The organism is Tunicatimonas sp. (assembly GCF_049647865.1).
Classification (GTDB): Bacteria; Bacteroidota; Bacteroidia; order Cytophagales; family Cyclobacteriaceae; genus Tunicatimonas.
This window is the reverse complement of sequence record NZ_JBARYM010000400.1, coordinates 1-3,631: the sequence shown is the minus strand read 5'-3', so window position 1 is coordinate 3,631 and position 3,631 is coordinate 1. Positions and strand designations below refer to the sequence as shown.

Annotated in this window: 5 protein-coding genes; 2 read left to right on the top strand and 3 right to left on the bottom strand. The window is 39.4% G+C overall.

Annotated features, from left to right (window positions below; translation table 11 throughout):
- Positions 1-255: hypothetical protein (locus tag WBA23_RS11995; protein ID WP_424582518.1), on the top strand; the 255-nt coding region annotated here is incomplete at its 5' end.
- 172 nt (positions 256-427) lie between these two features.
- On the opposite strand, the gene WBA23_RS11990 is transcribed toward WBA23_RS11995, so the two are convergent.
- From WBA23_RS11990 to yidD, 3 genes are all read right to left on the bottom strand, one after another.
- A complete protein-coding gene (locus WBA23_RS11990) occupies positions 428-721 on the bottom strand; it encodes a hypothetical protein (RefSeq protein WP_424582517.1) in 294 nt (97 codons plus the stop codon).
- Between the two features lie 182 nt (positions 722-903).
- A complete protein-coding gene (locus WBA23_RS11985) occupies positions 904-1,431 on the bottom strand; it encodes a hypothetical protein (protein ID WP_424582516.1) in 528 nt (175 codons plus the stop codon).
- Between the two features lie 18 nt (positions 1,432-1,449).
- Positions 1,450-2,664: a membrane protein insertion efficiency factor YidD gene (yidD, locus tag WBA23_RS11980; protein ID WP_424582515.1), complete on the bottom strand. Its 1,215-nt coding sequence runs from the start codon at positions 2,662-2,664 to the stop codon at positions 1,450-1,452.
- Positions 2,665-3,040: 376 nt separating this feature from the next.
- On the opposite strand from yidD, the gene WBA23_RS11975 reads away from it, so the two are divergent.
- A partial coding sequence (locus WBA23_RS11975; protein WP_424582514.1) for a hypothetical protein occupies positions 3,041-3,631 on the top strand: 591 nt, incomplete at its 3' end.

Here is a 3,631-nt window from a genome sequence, read left to right as displayed (position 1 = left end):
GCTCAGGAGATTACGCTGACCACTGTTACTAGTTTGTTTAAGTTTACCGGCTCACTATTTTTCATTTCTACGCATCTGCTGCATTTAGAAAACCAAATTGATAATAGTAAAAATCACATCAAGCGGTATTATATCGAGTGCCAACTGGAAGAAGGAATTGCACACTTTACGTATCGCTTGTTAGAAGGCTGGTCTACCGTTAAAATCGGCAAAATACTATTTGAGGCCGAAGGCTTGAATAAGTTACTGAGATAGGTGTTAAGACTAGGCATCTGAAACGCTTATAAGGTATTAAGCTGACACTTTACAAACACACCTTTGTAGATAGAAACCTACTCCTTTAATCATCAATACTCACAAGGAGCACCCCTTGAGCCATACCCCGAGTACCATATAAGATTGTAGCTGAATCATTAGGAGACAATACCTAGATATCGGTTGTCTCCGTGGCCAAATATTTTTTTAACGACAAGATTTCTACTTGTTTGCCATTCAAAAACACTAATGGTGAAGGATTGTCAATGATTAGAAAATGGTCGTGAATTCCCGGTGAAGGACTGCTATCGCTTGACGTAGCATGAACGGGCTTACGACGCTGATTGCTAGTGGAGTCGTAAACATAGCCCAATTCAGTTTCTATCACCTGAACTATTTCCTCATACAGCGAGGGCACTTCTTGAGCAAACACTTTTGAAGCGGAGGCACCTATCAGAATAGACATAAGCACTACAGGCAGTACATCTTTTGCTTCACATATTATGATAGTATAGTTACTCACAAATTCGTACTCCAAAATTAGAATGAGATAGCGGTTACGCCAAGCTACCAAGCTAAGATTATACAGCGGATGAATAGTTAACTCATACGCTGTATATTCCTGATTTAGATTATTAAAAACTTAGTTTAAGTCTCGATAGTCGTAGTACTAGCTACTGATGCATCTATTTGAAAGCCGGGCGGCACTTGAGCGTTTTTTCCTTTTATCAATAGGAAAAGAATGCAAAGAAATACTCCCAGTACGATAGACAATGTTTGCTTATCTTCACCTTCTTGATAAACATTACCCCCGGTCAAAAATACTTCCTGACCATCTACCGCTACCACTGATTTAATCCGAATTTCAAAAAAGCCTTCTTTACCAATGGCTCTAGGCTGTTGAGCTCTGATTACTTGCCCTTTGGCTAGCGATCCGCTCGGAATCACTATCCGTTCGTTAACTTCAACATCCCGGCTTACTACAAAATCAATGGTCTGACCAACAGTAATCAGGTCAGATTGTATCATTGAAACCGTCTCAAGAGGAATTGAAGTACCAGCTTTCAAAACTACCTCTGCTACATTGTTCATCTTGAATGACAAACTGAGCATGGAAGCTACTAAAAGCAAAGCTAATGGCTTTGCGTACACTGAATTGAGGATTCTACGGGTCATATTACTGTGATTTGGTTACTATAGATTAATATTATACTCAAGTTTATTGATAATATCTTGTTTTTGGTTGGCATTGAACCGTTGTGCACTTTTTACCGCACCTTGTATGTTTCCTATGTAAAATGTTAAATTAAAAATCCCAGTCAGTATTCCTATTCCGTAATTCTCATTTTTTACGCTCGTATACGTAGCGTAAGCTAGCAATCCATTTACTAATAGTGCAGTTACAGCGGTTTGTCTGTGCCCAGCGTAAGCATAGCCTGCTCCGGGTATAATTGACATCACCCCAGCAAGCGTTGGGTTCTTGACTTTAAACTGTTTTTCTTTCTCTAAGATAGCAATATTCGCTCGACTGAGACCTTCGTACCCTTCATAGTCCTGTAAGGATTTAAAAGCATTACGAGAATTTTGCCACTCATATTCTCTAGCGTGGATCAGTCCCTGTAAAGAAATTAATTTTGGTTTAAAGAAACAATCGTTACAAGAAGTTATAGCTAGCGAATCATAATATAAAGACTGTTGATAGTTTTGAAGTTTATACTGTATTACAGAAAGTTGATATAATAATTCAGCGTTTCGCTGGTGTTCAGGAGGACACTTTGTTTCGTAGTCAAAGATAGCTTTTTCGTACTCTTCTAGTGCCTTTAAGCAAATGATTTTATTGATAAAGAGCTCAATACTAAATGATGAAGATTGAAACTCCACTCTCATTATTTCTAGCAAAGCCTCGCGGTAATATCCAGTATTGATCAACCTTTTAATAAAGTCAGTAATGCTATCATTATTATCTTTTAATGTATCGGAATACGCGAAGGAATACGTATTACGAGTATAGTATAACGCTTGGGGAGGGGGATCGTAGTGAGGGTAATCTAAAAACCGGAACCCATTGGACCGCAGTGTCAGAGCATAATTATCGTGATCGTGCCCACACCGTAGTAGACGATCAGAAGTAAGAATAAATGCCGAAGCAAAATTAGTTTCGGTAAAGGTCTTAAGTCCGTAGTTTGAGCAACTCGGATACATAGGGCAGCTTCTTCCTCTAATTCCGCTAATGTATTTTTGATAAAACCCAATATAATCCTTAGTAGCTGTTGCTTCTTTCTTCAGCGTATCGTTAAAATACGACTGCCCAGATGATATGGATTCACCATCAACTCTTTCCGTAAAAACTTGCCCTTTCGCAAGCGAGATAGTTAGTAGACATACTACTAAGAGAAATATTTTGCTCATCGGTCTTCTTTTAATAGAAGTAGTTGTAAGATGATGGTTGGGTAAAAGAAGGGCGCCGCAGAATTTTGAAAGAACATTATTGTTTGGTAAACTAACTCACGTAGCATATCCTTTGGGCAAAGTTAAGGGTTTTAATCATACCGCTGGGCGGCAAATATAATGTAACAAGGCATATTTGCCATATTTTGTTAGCAGAACTTCTTCAGAATAATGGCCTTAGATGAGTCACTTCCGCACTATAAACTTACTCTGGCCCTCTACTACTTTCTTCGCCTTTTGGACCAGTATGCCATTACTGAAATCGCTTGGAATACTGATGCTTTCTAAGTAAATTAGGTAGCATGGCAAAGAGAAATATCAGATAGGCGTATCAGTTGTGGCTGGACTACTCACTGGCTTTTTGGTGTCATCAACGTATGTGTGTATTGCCCAAACAACCGATCTAAAAGTTGGCATTTACAATAGCTTCTACAATTTTCTTCACAACCGGCCTATTCCCGCCCAGGTTTTCATCTACTATTCTCCTACCGATTCCATCGACCCGCTTCATTACACCTATACTGCATCCGAGTTTGACCTAGCAGAGGATCGCTTCTACGTTTCGGCAGGTAATATTAGTATTGAGTGGGATATTCCGGTGAAGCGCCGACAGGAGATACGACGCAGTATGTGGGGATTCTACGATGGTAAGCACGTATACATCAGTTCCCGAAACTACATTAGCCTACCAGTGGTGCTCTACAGCCGAATCTTAGAGTACGGTAGATACAGCTACTTTTTGGGAGCCGGAGATAACTACAAGAAAACTGCTGGGGCCATTGGAAGCCTAGTGACTACATTTCCCTTAGCTACTTACTTTCTATTGGATTTAGAAACAGGTAGTGTTCATAAAGTAGATCCATTAACAGTGGCTAAAATCTTAAAGGATTTTCCTGATCTCTATCAACAGTTTGAAGAAGATCATAAA

Coding starts and splice junctions, on each gene's coding strand:
- WBA23_RS11990 (WP_424582517.1), bottom strand. CDS start 721: ATGTCTATTCTGATAGGTGCCTCCGCTTCAAAAGTGTTTGCTCAAGAA.
- yidD (WP_424582515.1), bottom strand. CDS start 2,664: ATGAGCAAAATATTTCTCTTAGTAGTATGTCTACTAACTATCTCGCTT.
- WBA23_RS11985 (WP_424582516.1), bottom strand. CDS start 1,431: ATGACCCGTAGAATCCTCAATTCAGTGTACGCAAAGCCATTAGCTTTG.